The following is a 13,985-nucleotide window of genomic DNA, read 5'->3' as shown; positions in this document are numbered from 1 at the left end:
CTCTCCGCTTCCTCAGCCTGCCTGCTGATCCTTCGCCTGCGCGTCCAGCCTGCGCTGGAGCCGCCAGCTTCGAAAGCCCCAGCTCCGCCAGGCCAGATCCTGGCGCTGCTGTTCTACAAGGCGGTCGCGGCGCGACACAAGGCAGCTCTCTGGGGTGCCGGGCCGGAGCAAGATGGCCTTGTCGATGGCAGGCAGCGCCTGCGGCCCGAGCGTCAGGAGATAGTTGATGTCGATCTGCACGCCCTTGCCCGATGCTTCCCGGCTGTGGACGACATTGTAGTCGGCAATGAACGCATCGAAGTTCACGAGCGAGCAACCATAGAGCACGATCATCAGCGCGATCAGATTGGCGCCGACGAGCCACTGGTTGGACCGGTTGAGCGCGATGCGCGCCACGATCAGGACCAGCCCGAGCGCCACCAGCCCCATCCAGATGAAGGCCGCGATGCGCCAATAGGTCAGCATGTAGATGTCGACGTAGAGATCGAGGCGGAGGATGGAGGAGGCGACGAGCAGGACGTTCTGCCCGACCCAGAGATAGACCAGCGGCCGGATCACCTTCGATTTCTCGGCCGCCCCGCCCGGGCGCATCGCCACCAGCACAAAGGCAGCGGCGAGCAACGCGGTCGCTATCAGCGGATAGGCGCCGCGATGGGCGTAGGCCGCATAGGTCAAATTGTCGGGCAGCGCCACATGGCCCCAGAGATAGATCCCGTCGAGGATGGACTGCGCCGCGAACAGCAGGTTGAACAGGATCAGCGAGCGCAGAATGGTGGAGGGGTTCAGAAATTCAGCCGAGACCAAGGGCGGGAGCGGGGGCGGCACGGGGCCGTCGGCAACGGCGGTGGTGACAATCGTCCTGCGCCGCCAGCGCACGTGGATGAACGGCCAAACCAGCACCAGCATCATGGCCCAGAACAGCACGCGCGGGATGCTGATATATTCGAGGATGAGCTTTGGATTGAGCAGCGACACCCACTGCTCGATCACCGGATTGGCCGCAGCGAACAGCGCGACGAAGACAGTGCTGAGCGTTGCCGGGAGCAGCCAGAGCGCGAGGCCGCGGGTGAACGCCGACATGTTGAAGATCTGGATCGCCTCGAGGAAGAACCTGAAGGGGCCGAGCAGGAAGAAATTGCGCAGCGCGCGGGCACGCTCAGCGAACCCGGTCGTTTCCGGATTGGTCGCGATCAGAAGCGCAATGGCCAGCGTCATGGTGAGGATCAGGAAGGACAGCATGTTCAGCTCCTCGACGGCCGGCACGAGACCGGCGACGAGAACGGCCGTGCCGATCATGGCACGCCGCAGATCCAGGGCCGCATGATTGAAGAGCACCGACACGCAGGCCATCACGATCGCAAAGAGCGTCAGCGACAGCCCGATCCGCTGGCCGTAGAACAGCCAATCGGCGAGCGCGGCCAGCACCAGCGCGAGGCCGACCTTGGCCGGGATCGAGGAATGCCTGATCGGCTGGATTTCCGCTGCTATCGTCGAAACCAGGCTCGTCATGTCCGAATGACCTTTCGTGATGGGTGGCATCACGAAGTCTGAACACCTCTTGTGCAGAAGGCGGGACCATCGTCTGCACGGTTTCAGGAGTCTTTTGCAGTTTTCGTGCAGGCGCGCGTTTGCCTCTCGTACAGCGTGATTCGTTTTGATAGGTGCGAAGCATTCGCCACTCATAGCGTGTGACGCATCATGCAATTTCTCGGTCGTATCGGTCTCGTCCTGATCTGGTTGGCCGCGCCGCTCGTCGCATTCGCGGCCGCCAACAAGAACGATCCCTATCTGGTCCCGCTGCGCGGCGCGGGAAACTTCGCGCTTGTCGTCGCAAGCCTCGCGATCGTCATCGTCCTGCTGCGCAGAGGATGGTGGCGCACCATCGCGGGCAAGCTGCTCGTCGTGCTCTGGTGCCTGCCGCCGGTCCTGATGTCGGCGGCGCATCTGAAGTTCGAGCTGCGCAAGCACGAGGTGCTTGCCGCGAGCGCCACCGAGGCGCGTCAGCTCGGACCTCACTTCATGGTGGGCTATTCCTCCTTTCCCGAGGTTGCGCGCCTCGCCGAGCAGGGCTTGATCGGCGGCGTCTACGTGACCCGGCGCAACATCCGTGGCCGGACCGTCGAGACGTTGCGTACCGAGATCGCGGCGCTCCAGGACAAGCGGCGCGCCGCCGGCCTGCCGCCGCTGGTCGTCGCGGCAGACCAGGAGGGCGGCATCGTCGGACATCTCGCGCCGCCGCTGACGAGGGTGCCGGCACTGGCGACGCTCAGCGGGCTCGCCCCCGACGAACAGCAGGCCAAGGCCGAAGAGTTCGGCCGTATCCACGGCCGCGAGCTCGCAGGGCTCGGCGTCAACCTCAACCTCGCGCCGGTGCTCGACCTCAAGCCGCCGGTCCGGCGCAATCGCCTCGACTTCCATACGCTGATCGGCCGGCGCGCGATTGCGACCGACCCTGCCGTCGTCAGCACGATCGCGAGCGCCTATGTGCGCGGGCTGGAAGAGTCAGGCGTCGGTGCTACGCTGAAGCATTTTCCCGGCATCGGTCGCGTCCGCACCGATACGCATCATTTCAGCGCCAATCTCGATACGCCGGTCAGGGAATTGGAGGCAACCGACTGGCTGCCGTTCCGCGAGGTGCTGTCGCATTCGCGCAGCGCGCTCATGGTTGGGCATGTCACACTCACGACCGTCGATCCCGATCGCGCGGCCTCGCATTCGAAGCGCGTCATCGATGGCATCATCCGCGACAAGTGGGGTTACCAGGGCATGGTGATGACCGACGACCTCGTGATGGGTGCGATCTACCAGCACGACGTCTGCAAGGCCGTGATCGAGGCGATCAACGCCGGCGTCGATCTGCTGCTGGTTGCCTATGACGGCGCGCAATTCTACCGGGTCTTCGCCTGCGCGCTGGATGGGGCGCGGCAGGGCAAGCTCGACGCGGCGATGCTGCGGACGAGCGCGGCACGGTTGGCGCGTCTCGTCATGCCCGGGCTTGTCCCGGGCATCCACGTTCTTGGTGCAGATAGCCAAGACGTGGATGGCCGGGACAAGCCCGGCCATGACGATGAGAACACGTCGAGTGCTCGGCATGCGAGGCTATGATTTCGTGAACTGGCGGTAGTCCGGCTCGCGGTGAAACCAGAACTCGTAGCCTGTGATGGCCTTCTGCATGGCGACGTCGTGGATCGGCTGGTTGAGTGGAACGATGGGAACATCGCGCATGCAGAGCGCGATGAAATCCTTCACGCACCGGTCGTAGTCCGCCGCATCCGCTGTGAAGCGCGCCTCGTCGATTAGCGCGTCCATCGCCTTGTTCTGGTAGGAGGAGATGTTGAAGATCGAATTGTTGCCGTGGAAATTCCAGTAGAAATAGTACTCTGGATAGTCGAGCCAGCCGCTGAAGCGGTTGAGCGCGAGCGGCAGCTCCTTCTTGTTCAGCGTCGTGCGCCAGTTTGCGCCGGGAATCTTTTCGATAGCCGCCTTGATGCCGATTTTTGCGAGGCTCTCCTGGATCAGGATCGCGGTCGGCTCGCCGACCGTGGCCGTGCCCGTGTCGAGCGACAGCGTCGTCTCCAGGCCGGACTCGAAGCCTGCCTCCTTCATCAGGGCCTTGGCTTTGTCGAGATCGGTGACGTAGGGAGACGGTTGCGGCCAGACCGGTTTTGAGATATCAGCCGCACCGCCGTACATGGGAACGGCGCGACCGAAGAACGCGCTGCTCTGGATCTGCTCATACGGCATTGCCCAGGCGATGGCCTGACGCAGCTTCACATTGTCGAATGGCGGTTTCGCGGTGTTGAGTGCGACATACCAGAGCGCGTTCGGGATCGGCACGCCCGAGACCTTGACCTTGCCTTCTTTGATGATCTGCTCGAAATCACGCGGCGCAAAGCCGCTGGAAATGTCTGCATCGCCCCGCTCCAGCATCGCGCGGCGCGTGCCGGCCGAGGGGACGTCGCGCGCGATCACGCGCTTGATCTTCGGTAGCGGACCACTCTTCCAATCATCGAACCGCGCCAGCACGGTCTCGCTGCCGGGCTTCCAGCTTTCGATCCTGTAGGCGCCGCCACCGGCCTCGTTGGTCCTCAGCCAGGCCAGCGCCCATGGGTCTTCCGGGGTCGCGTTCTTCTTGGCGAGTTCGGAATTGATGATGAAGGGCACGACGACGGCGACGTTGAACAGCAGCATCTTGTCCTTGCGGACATAATCGATGCGGAAGGTGTGGTCGTCGACGACCACGAACTGCTCGGGCTTCTCCAGTGAACCCGCCGACATCTGGAAGGTCGGGAAGCCGCCGACCTTCACGGCACGGTCGAACGACCATTTGACGTCCTTGGCGGTAACAGGCGTGCCGTCGTGGAATTTCGCGTCCTTGCGAAGCTTGAAGGTGCAGGACATGCCGTCCGCGGCGACCTCCCAGCTCGCGGCGAGTTCAGGCGCGAGCTTCTCGCGATCATAGGATACGGTCCCGTCGGGCAACGTCCTGGAGGCGTAGGTGAGCAGGCGGTCGTAACAATTCCAGGACAGGCCGTTCACGGTCTGGTTGGAGCCGACGCCCTGCATGTCGAGCGAGTTCGGCCCGAGCTCCTGCACCACCAGCAGCGTCTCGGCACGCCCTTGGGCAGTAGCGAAGCGAGGTGCGATGGCGGTCAAGCCGGCTGCGCCAAGGCCTCCCAGCAACACATTGCGGCGGCTGATGTCGAAAGACGATGCGTTCATCGATGCCTCCTTGAGCCAATTTGCGACCAAGGGAGGCAAGCGCCATGCCATTAAATGCGACGCATGGTGTCGCGCTTCGCCGTGCCCGCGGAACGGTCCGGCGCGTCCCTCATGGCGTCTGCTTCATGTCGGTTGCGAGATAGTCCACCAGAGCGCGCACCTTGGTCGAGGGGCGGCGGCCACCCGGGAATACGGCATAGACGTCGATGGGCGAAAGCTTGTAGCTCTTCAACAGAGGGACCAGCGTGCCGGCGGCGATCTCGGGTCCGGCCATGATTGGCGATGTGATCGCGATGCCGAGCCCCGCCTGCACACAGGCGAATACGCCGGGGCCGGAATCGGTGGTGATGCGGCCGCGGACATCGACCGATGTCTCCGTTCCGTTCCGCGTGAACGACCAACTGGTGCGGCCGGACTGGCCTGGTCCGAAAATGCAATCATGGGACGCGAGGTCCGCCGGCGTTTTCGGTGTGCCACGGATGGCAAGATAAGACGGCGATGCCACCACCAAGCGCGGCAATATCCCGAGACTTCGCGCGCCAAAGCCGGAGTCGTTGAGCAGGCCGAGCCGAATGGCGACGTCGGTGCCCTCGGCGACGAGGTCCTGGCGTTCGTCGACCACGGATAGCTCGACGCGCAGCAGCGGATGCGCAGCCAGGAATTTCGGCAGGCGCGGGATGATGTTCCGGGCGCCGTACATGACGGGCATCGAGATGCGGATCGTGCCACGTAGCGAGTCGATGCCGCGCGCGGCATCCTCGGCGTCCTCGATATCGGCCAGCACTTCGCGCGCGCGGGTGAGGAACAGCGCGCCGGCGTCGGTGACGGTGATGCGGCGCGTGGTTCGCAGCAACAGCTTGACGCCCAGCCGGGCCTCCAGCTCGCCGATGATGCGCGACACCGAGGGCTGCGACAGGCCGAGCTCGCGCGCGGCCTTCGAAAAGCTGCCGCTCTCCGCCGCGCGGACGAACACGGCCAGTTCTTGCAGCCGATCACTCATTTGAAACCCGGATAGATGTTCTCCGTATGCGCTGTATACCCCTTCATTCACAAATGATCCAGATAGAGCGGGCCAACAGCAATTGATGGAGTTACCCATGGCCCTGCAAGACAAACTCGATGCCTTCAAAGCCGATTTCGAAGGTGGCCGCTTCCCGCTCAAGCCCAGCAAGGAGGCGCTCGACACCATGCACCGCGCCACCGCCGAATTGATCGCGAGCGGCCAGGCGCAGCGCGCGAAGAAGGCCGGCGACGCCGCGCCGGAATTCATCCTCAGGGATCCCGAGGGCAAGCCTGTGTCCTCGCGCGACCTGCTCGCAAAGGGACCGCTGGTCGTGTCGTTCTATCGCGGCGTCTGGTGCCCGTATTGTAACCTCGAGCTCCAGGCGCTGCAGGAGGCGCTGCCGGAGATCGCCGCGCGTGGTGCGAGCCTCGTTGCGATCTCGCCGCAGACCGCGCCGAACAGCCGCAAGTCGGAGCGCGAGAACAAGCTGTCGTTCCCGATCCTGAGCGACGTCGCGAGCGGCGTCGCCGACGCCTTCGGCATCCGCTTCGCGCTGCCGGCCGATCTCGTCGCGCTCTACAAGTCCTTCAAGAACGACCTGCCGACGTTCAACGACAATCCGGCCTGGGTACTGCCGATGCCCGCGCGCTACGTCATCGGCCGCGACGGCATCATCGCCTATGCGGAGGTGAACCCGGACTACACGCAACGCCCCGATCCATCCGAATTGCTGCCGGTGCTCGACCGGTTGCGGGCCGGCAAGGCGGCTTGAGTCGTTCGCCATTCCGGGGCGAGCCGACGTGACCACGAAACGTGGTCGCGATCTCGCCCCGGAATTCCGACGGCGTCGCAGGTCTGCCCCGGTAGAGCATGGCGCTGTTTCCGCTGTGGCGCGTTGGTCACACATCAAGATAAAGTCAACCTTAGGGGTGTGGCTGCTTGTCGCAACAACCCGTTTCCGGCAACAAGAGCGGCATTGCTTTTGGGAATTGGCGGGGGCCGGGAATGCATCGTCTTGCGGTGATTGGCGTGGGGTTGGTTTCGATTCTGGGATTTGCAAGCGCGGCCGGTGCGGCGGATATGGCGGTCAAGGCCCCAGTAACGACCAAGCAATTCAGCTGGACCGGGTGCTTCATTGGCGTTCACGCCGGCGGCGATTTCAGCTACGACAAGATCAGGAGCTCGGGCGATTTCAGCTCCACTGGTTTCATCGGCGGCGGGCAGATCGGCTGCGATTATCAGTTTGCATCGGCTTGGGTCGTCGGCGTCGAAGGCCGCGCGGCCTGGTCCAGCCTGACCAGCAAGACGCCCGGTCTCGGCAGTTTCGGCGGCGTGATCGTCCCGACGCAATTCACCGTCAGCAACGACTTCCTGGCATCGGCGACTGCGCGGCTGGGCTATAGCTTTGCCGGCAACTGGCTTGCTTATGGCCGCGGCGGCGTCGCCTGGACGCGGGAAAAGGCCGACAATGTTCTCACACCTCCGCTTCTTGGATTCCCGGTCGATCCCAAGGCGACCGCGACGCGCACTGGCTGGACCGCCGGCGTCGGCCTCGATTGGGCATTCGCGCCGCACTGGTCGACGAACTTTGCGTACGACTACTATGATTTCGGCGCCAACGATTTCCTTCTGACCAATTCCGTCCCGCTAGTGACCTTCAGCGGAAACCTGAAGGACAGAATCCACGCCGTGACCGTCGGTGTGAACTATCGCTTCTGACCGAGGACCGGAGAAGTCCTATGGCGTGACCGCGCCGCGTGCGACCGCGCGCGGGGCGGTCAGTTGTTTCCATGTCGAGTTGGCGACGTGCACCGGCGAGAACGCCGGACGCTCGATGTAGTGACCGTCGCCGGCCTCGGCGTGGAGATCGCCATCCCTCCAGACGACGCGGCCACGCGACAGCGTCGCGGCCGTTCCGCCGGTGCAGGCAAAGCCTTCGAACACGTTGTAATCGATCCGGCTCATCTGCCGCTTCGCGCTGATGGTCTTGCTCGCCTTGGGGTCCCATACCACGATATCGGCGTCCGAACCGACGGCGACGGCGCCCTTGCGCGGGTAGATGTTGAGGATGCGCGCGATGTTCGCCGAGGTCACGGCGACGAATTCTTCCTTCGTGAGCCGCCCCGTGGCGACGCCCGCGGTCCACAACAGTGCGAGCCGATCTTCGAGGCCGCCGGTGCCGTTCGGGATCTTCCTGAAATCGCAGCGCCCGAACCGCTTCTGCTCGGTGGTGAAGGCGCAATGGTCGGTGGCGACCACCTGGAGCGAGCCTGATTGCAGGCCGGCCCAAAGACTGTCCTGATGCGATCTGTCGCGGAAGGGAGGCGACATCACGCGCTGCGCGGAATGATCCCAGTCCCTGTTCTGGTACTCGCCGGCATCCAGCAGCAGATGCTGGATCAGCGGCTCGCCATAGACACGTTTGCCCGCGGCCCGTGCGCGGGCGATTGCCTCATGCGCCTCACGGCAGCTCGTGTGCACGATATAGACCGGCGTGCCCGTCATGTCGGCGATCATGATGGCCCGGTTGGTCGCTTCGCCCTCGACCTCCGGCGGCCGTGAATAGGCGTGGCCCTCGGGGCCGGTGACGCCGCGCGCGATCAGCGCTTCCTGCATCAGGGCGACGACGTCACCGTTTTCCGCATGGACCACAGGCATGGCGCCAAGATGGGCGCAGCGCGCAAACGAGTTGTAGAGCTCGTCGTCGTTCACCATCAGCGCGCCCTTGTAGGCCATGAAATGCTTGAAGGTGTTGATGCCGTAGGTTTTGACCACGGTCTCCATCTCGTCATAGATCTGCTTCGACCACGACGTCACCGCCATGTGGAAGCCGTAGTCGGTCGCCGCCTTCTCGGATTTGTGCCGCCACTCCTGATAGGCCGCGAGCATCGACTGGCCGGGATCGGGCAGGCAGAAGTCCACCACCATGGTGGTACCGCCGGTCAGCGCCGCCTTCGTTCCGGATTCGAAATCGTCGGCGGTCACCGTGCCCATGAAGGGCATTTCGAGATGGGTGTGCGGATCGATCCCGCCCGGCATGACATAGGCGCCGCCGGCATCGACGATCTCCGCGCCCGTCGGTGCATCGAGCGATGTTCCGATCGCGACGATGGTCTCGTCCTCGATCAGCACGTCCGCACGGCGCGAGTGATCATGATTGACGACGGTGCCGCCGCGGATGAGGAGGGGCATGGGAGACTCCGGAGAGAGGTCGAGACGCGGCGAAAGCTAGGCGTGCTGCCAGCGATGCGACAGGCGAAATTTTAGTCAGGCGCCGCCGCCAGTTTCGCTGCGCTCTCTCGGCTTCTACGCTGCCCGCGCGATCAAGCCGTCGATCATCGCCCGCACCAGGCCCGCGATTTCCTTCCGCAGCGCCGGCAGCGGCACGGCGACCAGCCTCTGCTCGAGCCCCAGCGCCACCATGCCATGTACGGCCGAGAACAGGCTACGCGCGGTGATGCCGAGCTCCTCTGTCCCTCTGTCCGGAAACAACGCTGCCAGTGGCGTGTAGATGTGGCGGAACAGCTGCAACTGGTCGTCCACGGACCAGTCGGGGACTTCCTTGCCGGGCTCCATGCGATGCTCGAACATTGCGCGCCAGAGCTCGAGATTCTCTGCGGCGAAATCGCAATAGGCGATCGCGATGCGGACCAGCGTCTCCTGCGGCGATGGATTGCCCGCGCTCACCGCCGCGCTGAGCACCTTGTCGAGCCGGAGTAGCGTGCGAGAGCCGACGCGCAGGACCAACTCGTCCACGTCGGCGACGAGATTGTAGACCGCGCCATTGGCGCAGCCGATCTCGCGGGCGAGATCGCGGGTTTTGAGACCCGCCAACCCTCGCTCGGCGATCATCCGCTCGGCCGCCTGGATCAGGTCGGCCCGCAGTTTCTCTCGACGTTCCAAGGCTTTAGTCATTCATTAATCAAATTCTTGAGCGACGCTCAAATATTTATTGAACGATGTTCAAGGTCTCTGCTACAAACCATATGTGAGCAACGCTCATAACAGGGAGCAGCAAATGTTCAAGACTGTAGTGACACTTTTCCGCGGCAGCGTGGCCGCCGCGGGCGAGGAACTGGAAGACCGGACGGCCCTTCTGATCCTCGACCAGCAGATGCGCGATGCGGCCGCCGCCGTCGAGCGCAGCAAGCGGACGCTGGCGCTGGCAATCGCCCAGGACCAGCAGGAAGGCCGCAAGCTCGAGGCGACCGTGGCCCGCATCGCCGACCTCGAGATCCGTGCGGTTGCGGCGCTCGACGGTGGCCGCGAGGACCTCGCCAAGGATGCCGCCGAAGCCATCGCAGGCCTGGAGGCCGATCGCGATGCGGCGATGACGGCCCGCGCATTGTTCGCGACCGAGATCATCAGGCTGAAGCGCCACGTCGCGAGCGCGCAGGCCCGCATCACCGAGCTCGATCGCGGCCGCCGTGTCGCCCGTGCCTCGGAAGCGGTGCGCTCGCTTCGCCGCAGCGGCATCGAGGCGGCACGTCCTTACGAATCCACGCTGCCGGAAGCGGAGAGCACCTTGAGGCGCCTGCGCGACCGGCAAATGGAAGCCCAGGCCGCTGACGACGCGCTGGTCGAGCTCGATGCGGCCACTGGCCCGCTCGCCACTGCGGAACGGCTCGCCGAGCAGGGCTTTGGCCCCCGGCTCAAGACGACCGCGGACGACGTGCTGGCGCGGTTGAAGTCCAAGCGCATGCCGACGGCCTGACCCCAAACCCCATCATCATTCGAACCGACAGGAGACCATCATGAACCAGAACGGCCAGCCCCACAGCAGCGCCTGGGTGACCTTCACTTACGCGTCCTTCGCAGCCTCCGCGTTCCTCGTCGCCATCGGCATCTTCTTCCTGCCGATCGATCTCTGGATGAAGGGCTATCTCACCATGGGCATCGTGATGCTGATCCAGACCTGCATCACCCTGACCAAGACGGTGCGCGACAATCACGAGAGCAGCCGGCTGGTGAACCGGATCGAGGATGCCAAGGCCGAGCGCCTGCTGATGGAAGTGTCCAAGGCGGCTTGAGGCGAGAGCGCATATAAGCGCAAAGCTATTTGCAATATGGAGCGGCGGATGCCCTGGCATCCACCGCTCACGCCGTGAGACCATCTACCATCGAGTAGCCGTGGCGTGCGACGATCGCGGAGCTTCATATCGCGCCTGCGAAATGCAACCGAGCCATGACGGATCGCGCGGGCGGGCGACCTTGCGCGCCGGCGCGGGCAGGGGCACTCTGCGCAAGCGGCGCACAAGAACGCCGCCAATAAGATTGCGCGAGGAAGCTTCATGGCGGTGACGCGGATCGACTGCGATATCCACCCGGCGGTTGGTGGCACGCGCACGACGCTGCTTCCCTATCTCAGCGATCACTGGAAAGAGCAGGTTGTGAGCCGCGCCATCGACGGGCTCGATCTCACCTCCTATCCGTCGAGCATGCCGCTGACCGGCCGTGCCGACTGGCGGCCGGCCAATGGCGCCAAGCCCGGCTCCGACCTCGCCATGGTGCAGAAGGGCGCCTTTGATCAGTTGGGCGCCAGCCACGCGATCCTCAACGTGCTCTACGGCGCGCAGGCCGTATTCGACGCCTATATGGCCGCCGACTTCTGCAAGGCGATCAACGATTGGATCGCCGCCGAATGGCTGTCGCGCGATCCACGCCTGCGGGCCTCCATCGTGGTGCCGATGCAGGATCCGGAACTCGCGATCGAGGAGATCGAGCGCCGCGCCCGCGACAATCGTTTCGTCTCCATCCTGGTGTTGGCGCAGGGCGAGACGCTATTGGGCCGGCGGCATTTCTGGCCGGTCTACCGGCTCGCCGAGAAGTACCAGCTGCCGCTGGCGATCCATGCCGGCACGCAATATCGCCAGGCGCCGAGTTCGGCCGGTTGGCCGTCGCATCGCTACGAATATTACTTCGTCGAGGCGCAGGCGTTTCAGGCGCAGATATTGAGCCTGATCTATGAGGGCGTGTTCGGCAAGTTTCCGAACCTGAAGGTCGTGCTGATGGAATCCGGCGTGAGCTGGCTACCCGCCTTCATGTGGCGCGCCAACAAGACCTGGCGCGGCGTCCGCGTCGAGGTTCCCTGGGTCGAACGCGAGCCGGCCGCGATCATCCGCGACAATTTCCGCGTCACCATGCAGCCGTTCGACGCGCCGACCGATGCCAAGAGTGTCGAGGAGATCATCGAGCAGATCGGCTCGGAAAAGATGTTTTTGTTCGCGTCCGACTATCCGCACTGGCAGTTCGACGGCGACGATCCGATCCCGCCGAACCTGCCGAAGAGCATCATCGCGAAGATGTGCGTCGACAATCCGCTGGAAACGTTTCCGCGGTTGTCGATCAATTGACGCATGATCCGGAAAAGTGGGTACCGGTTTTCCGATAAGATCATGCGCAAACAAAAACTTTGGAGGATCGCATGAGTGAGGTCATCGACCGTCCGCTGCGTGACGACGAGAAGCCTGCCACTTCGCGGCTGCGCATCGTCGATTGCGACGTGCATCCGAGCCTGCGCTCGACCGACGATCTCAACGAGTTCCTGCCGAAACGCTGGCAGCAGCATCTGAAGGAATATGGCAGCCATTTGCGCACGCCTTATCTCTTCACCACGCCCTATCCGCGTTCCTCGCCACTGATCGCGCGGCGCGATGCGTGGCCGCCGACCGGCGGGCCGCCCGGCTCCGATCTCGCTTTCATGCAGAAGCAGCATCTCGATCCGCTCGACGTCGAGTTCGGGATTCTGCAGGTGCTCGATCTCTTCATCTTCTCGCAGCAGAATTTGGAATTCGGCGCCGCGATCCAGCGCGCCATCAACGACTGGCAGCTTGCGTTCTGGTCGCATCGCGATCCGCGCCTGAAGGCCTCGATCCTGGTCGGGCAGGACGGCGTGGATCTCGCCATCGCCGAGATCGAGCGCTGCGCCAAAATCGGCGAATACATCCAGATCAACGTCTCGCCGCGCGCCAACGAGCCGCTCGGCCGCCGCCGCTATTGGCCGATCTACGAGCGTGCGCAGGCGCTGGACCTGCCGCTCGGCATCCATGTCGGCGGCTATGGCGGCCATGCGCCGACCGGCGGTGGCTGGCCGTCTTATTATGTCGAGGAGCACCAGTCCAACGCGCACACCATCGCGGCGCAGCTTGCGAGCCTCGTCATCGAAGGCGTGCCGGAGCGCTTTCCGAAGCTGAAGATCGTCTTCATCGAGGGCGGTTTCGGCTGGATCCCCTCGGCGGTGTGGCGGATGGACCAGCATTTCGAGCGCTTCCGCAGCGAGGTGCCGCATCTCAGGCGCAAGCCGTCGGAATATGTGCGCGAGCATTTCTGGTTTACGACGCAGCCGATTGACGAGCCCGACGAGGCGCGGCATCTGCGTTCGCTGATCGAATGGGTCGGCATCGATCGTCTGCTGTTCTCGTCGGACTATCCGCACTGGGATTTCGACGATCCGCGCTTCGCCTTCAAGACGCCGCTGACGGAGGCCGAGCGGAAGAAGATCTTCAGCACCAATGCCCGTGCGGTCTACAAGTTCTGAGCTAGGAGGTTCTGAACGGATATGGCCCGTCACATCGTCGCGCGCACCTCGGAGATCCCGCCCGGCGGCAACAAGGTCGTCGATATCGCGGGCCGCGACATCGTCGTGTTCCACGTCAATGGCGAGTTCTTCGCGCTCTTGAACCGCTGCCCGCATGAGGGCGCGCCGCTGGAGAAGGCCGCTTGCGTGGCGCGGCTGACCTCGCCCGAGCCCGGAATCTATCAGCGCTCGCGCGTCGGCGAGATGCTGCGCTGTCCCTGGCACGGCTGGGAATTCGACATGCGCAACGGCCAGTCCTGGTTTGATCCGAAACGGGTCAAGATCCGGTCCTATCCGGTCGCGGTGGAACGTGGCGAAGAGTTGCAGAAGGGCCCGTACGTCGCCGAGACGTTTCCGGTGCATGTCGAAGACAGCTATGTGATTGTCGAGGTCTGAGCCGGCATTGCCGATTGAGATTCCAACGCAGGTGCGTTATGGCTCTCGCGCTTTCCAGAGGCGGAGATGAGCTTTGTCGAAACAATCCCTGCGTGAGGAGGCCGAGCGCCTGATCCGCGAATCGATGGAAAAGAAGACCATCGTCGTCAAGCAGGGCTCGACCCGCATCGAGGCCGTCTGCGGCAAGTGCGGCGCGCCGAACCGGGTGCAGGCTGAAAAGGGCCAGAGCCGGGTCAAGTTCGCGTGCAAGAATTGCGGGCATCAGCAGGAAACGCTGTAGCTTTCTTA

At 63.9% G+C, this 13,985-nt stretch carries 14 protein-coding genes; 9 read left to right on the top strand and 5 right to left on the bottom strand.

Translation table 11 applies throughout. The features are described 5' to 3' along the window. Positions 1–12 precede the first annotated feature (12 nt). Entirely contained in the window at positions 13–1,509 is a 1,497-nt protein-coding gene (locus AB7008_RS44620; RefSeq protein WP_304491640.1) for a DUF4153 domain-containing protein, read from the bottom strand. Positions 1,510–1,698: 189 nt separating this feature from the next. Here AB7008_RS44620 and AB7008_RS44615 point away from each other — a divergent pair, with 189 nt between their 5' ends. After that, positions 1,699–3,105 carry a glycoside hydrolase family 3 N-terminal domain-containing protein gene (locus AB7008_RS44615; RefSeq protein WP_441260925.1) on the top strand — a complete coding sequence of 469 codons (1,407 nt, stop codon included), beginning with the start codon at positions 1,699–1,701 and terminating at the stop codon, positions 3,103–3,105. On the opposite strand, the gene AB7008_RS44610 is transcribed toward AB7008_RS44615, so the two are convergent. Both AB7008_RS44610 and AB7008_RS44605 read right to left on the bottom strand, forming a co-directional pair. Next, a complete protein-coding gene (locus tag AB7008_RS44610) occupies positions 3,100–4,722 on the bottom strand; it encodes an ABC transporter substrate-binding protein (RefSeq protein WP_304491638.1) in 1,623 nt (540 codons plus the stop codon). The genes AB7008_RS44615 and AB7008_RS44610 overlap by 6 nt on opposite strands. A gap of 109 nt (positions 4,723–4,831) precedes the next feature. Beyond that, a complete protein-coding gene (locus AB7008_RS44605) occupies positions 4,832–5,722 on the bottom strand; it encodes a LysR family transcriptional regulator (RefSeq protein ID WP_028157853.1) in 891 nt (296 codons plus the stop codon). 97 nt (positions 5,723–5,819) lie between these two features. Between AB7008_RS44605 and AB7008_RS44600 the strand changes: the two genes are divergently transcribed. Continuing rightward, entirely contained in the window at positions 5,820–6,497 is a 678-nt protein-coding gene (locus tag AB7008_RS44600; protein ID WP_304491637.1) for a peroxiredoxin-like family protein, read from the top strand. Between the two features lie 233 nt (positions 6,498–6,730). Next, complete coding sequence (locus tag AB7008_RS44595) at positions 6,731–7,444, top strand: outer membrane protein (RefSeq protein WP_304491636.1); 714 nt, start codon at positions 6,731–6,733, stop codon at positions 7,442–7,444. A gap of 18 nt (positions 7,445–7,462) precedes the next feature. Here the strand turns inward: AB7008_RS44595 and hydA are convergent, their stop codons facing one another. Further along, positions 7,463–8,917, bottom strand: coding sequence for a dihydropyrimidinase (hydA, locus tag AB7008_RS44590; protein WP_441260924.1), 1,455 nt, complete (start codon positions 8,915–8,917; stop codon positions 7,463–7,465). A 114-nt stretch (positions 8,918–9,031) separates the two neighbouring features. Beyond that, complete coding sequence (locus tag AB7008_RS44585) at positions 9,032–9,640, bottom strand: TetR/AcrR family transcriptional regulator (RefSeq protein WP_304491634.1); 609 nt, start codon at positions 9,638–9,640, stop codon at positions 9,032–9,034. A 103-nt stretch (positions 9,641–9,743) separates the two neighbouring features. Between AB7008_RS44585 and AB7008_RS44580 the strand changes: the two genes are divergently transcribed. From AB7008_RS44580 to AB7008_RS44555, 6 genes are all read left to right on the top strand, one after another. Continuing rightward, positions 9,744–10,439 carry a PspA/IM30 family protein gene (locus tag AB7008_RS44580; RefSeq protein ID WP_304491633.1) on the top strand — a complete coding sequence of 232 codons (696 nt, stop codon included), beginning with the start codon at positions 9,744–9,746 and terminating at the stop codon, positions 10,437–10,439. A gap of 40 nt (positions 10,440–10,479) precedes the next feature. After that, positions 10,480–10,755 (top strand): YiaA/YiaB family inner membrane protein, encoded by a 276-nt coding sequence (locus tag AB7008_RS44575; protein WP_014491840.1) that lies wholly within the window; start codon positions 10,480–10,482, stop codon positions 10,753–10,755. 261 nt (positions 10,756–11,016) lie between these two features. Then, a complete protein-coding gene (locus tag AB7008_RS44570; protein WP_304491632.1) occupies positions 11,017–12,078 on the top strand; it encodes an amidohydrolase family protein in 1,062 nt (353 codons plus the stop codon). A gap of 71 nt (positions 12,079–12,149) precedes the next feature. After that, positions 12,150–13,262, top strand: coding sequence for an amidohydrolase family protein (locus tag AB7008_RS44565; RefSeq protein WP_248880157.1), 1,113 nt, complete (start codon positions 12,150–12,152; stop codon positions 13,260–13,262). A gap of 21 nt (positions 13,263–13,283) precedes the next feature. Continuing rightward, positions 13,284–13,697, top strand: a complete 414-nt coding sequence (locus AB7008_RS44560) for a Rieske (2Fe-2S) protein (RefSeq protein ID WP_028147928.1) — start codon at positions 13,284–13,286, stop codon at positions 13,695–13,697. A gap of 73 nt (positions 13,698–13,770) precedes the next feature. Then, positions 13,771–13,977, top strand: a complete 207-nt coding sequence (locus AB7008_RS44555; protein WP_014491844.1) for a hypothetical protein — start codon at positions 13,771–13,773, stop codon at positions 13,975–13,977. Positions 13,978–13,985 lie beyond the last annotated feature (8 nt).

It is taken from the genome of Bradyrhizobium sp. 521_C7_N1_3 (assembly GCF_052075975.1).
GTDB classification, from domain to species: domain Bacteria; phylum Pseudomonadota; class Alphaproteobacteria; order Rhizobiales; family Xanthobacteraceae; genus Bradyrhizobium; species Bradyrhizobium japonicum.
Note: the sequence above shows the minus strand (reverse complement) of the source record. Positions and strands in the feature narration are given on the sequence as shown.

Coding starts and splice junctions, on each gene's coding strand:
- AB7008_RS44580 (WP_304491633.1), top strand. CDS start 9,744: ATGTTCAAGACTGTAGTGACACTTTTCCGCGGCAGCGTGGCCGCCGCG.
- AB7008_RS44595 (WP_304491636.1), top strand. CDS start 6,731: ATGCATCGTCTTGCGGTGATTGGCGTGGGGTTGGTTTCGATTCTGGGA.
- AB7008_RS44600 (WP_304491637.1), top strand. CDS start 5,820: ATGGCCCTGCAAGACAAACTCGATGCCTTCAAAGCCGATTTCGAAGGT.
- AB7008_RS44615 (WP_441260925.1), top strand. CDS start 1,699: ATGCAATTTCTCGGTCGTATCGGTCTCGTCCTGATCTGGTTGGCCGCG.
- hydA (WP_441260924.1), bottom strand. CDS start 8,917: ATGCCCCTCCTCATCCGCGGCGGCACCGTCGTCAATCATGATCACTCG.
- AB7008_RS44575 (WP_014491840.1), top strand. CDS start 10,480: ATGAACCAGAACGGCCAGCCCCACAGCAGCGCCTGGGTGACCTTCACT.
- AB7008_RS44620 (WP_304491640.1), bottom strand. CDS start 1,509: ATGACGAGCCTGGTTTCGACGATAGCAGCGGAAATCCAGCCGATCAGG.
- AB7008_RS44565 (WP_248880157.1), top strand. CDS start 12,150: ATGAGTGAGGTCATCGACCGTCCGCTGCGTGACGACGAGAAGCCTGCC.
- AB7008_RS44610 (WP_304491638.1), bottom strand. CDS start 4,722: ATGAACGCATCGTCTTTCGACATCAGCCGCCGCAATGTGTTGCTGGGA.
- AB7008_RS44570 (WP_304491632.1), top strand. CDS start 11,017: ATGGCGGTGACGCGGATCGACTGCGATATCCACCCGGCGGTTGGTGGC.
- AB7008_RS44605 (WP_028157853.1), bottom strand. CDS start 5,722: ATGAGTGATCGGCTGCAAGAACTGGCCGTGTTCGTCCGCGCGGCGGAG.
- AB7008_RS44585 (WP_304491634.1), bottom strand. CDS start 9,640: ATGACTAAAGCCTTGGAACGTCGAGAGAAACTGCGGGCCGACCTGATC.
- AB7008_RS44560 (WP_028147928.1), top strand. CDS start 13,284: ATGGCCCGTCACATCGTCGCGCGCACCTCGGAGATCCCGCCCGGCGGC.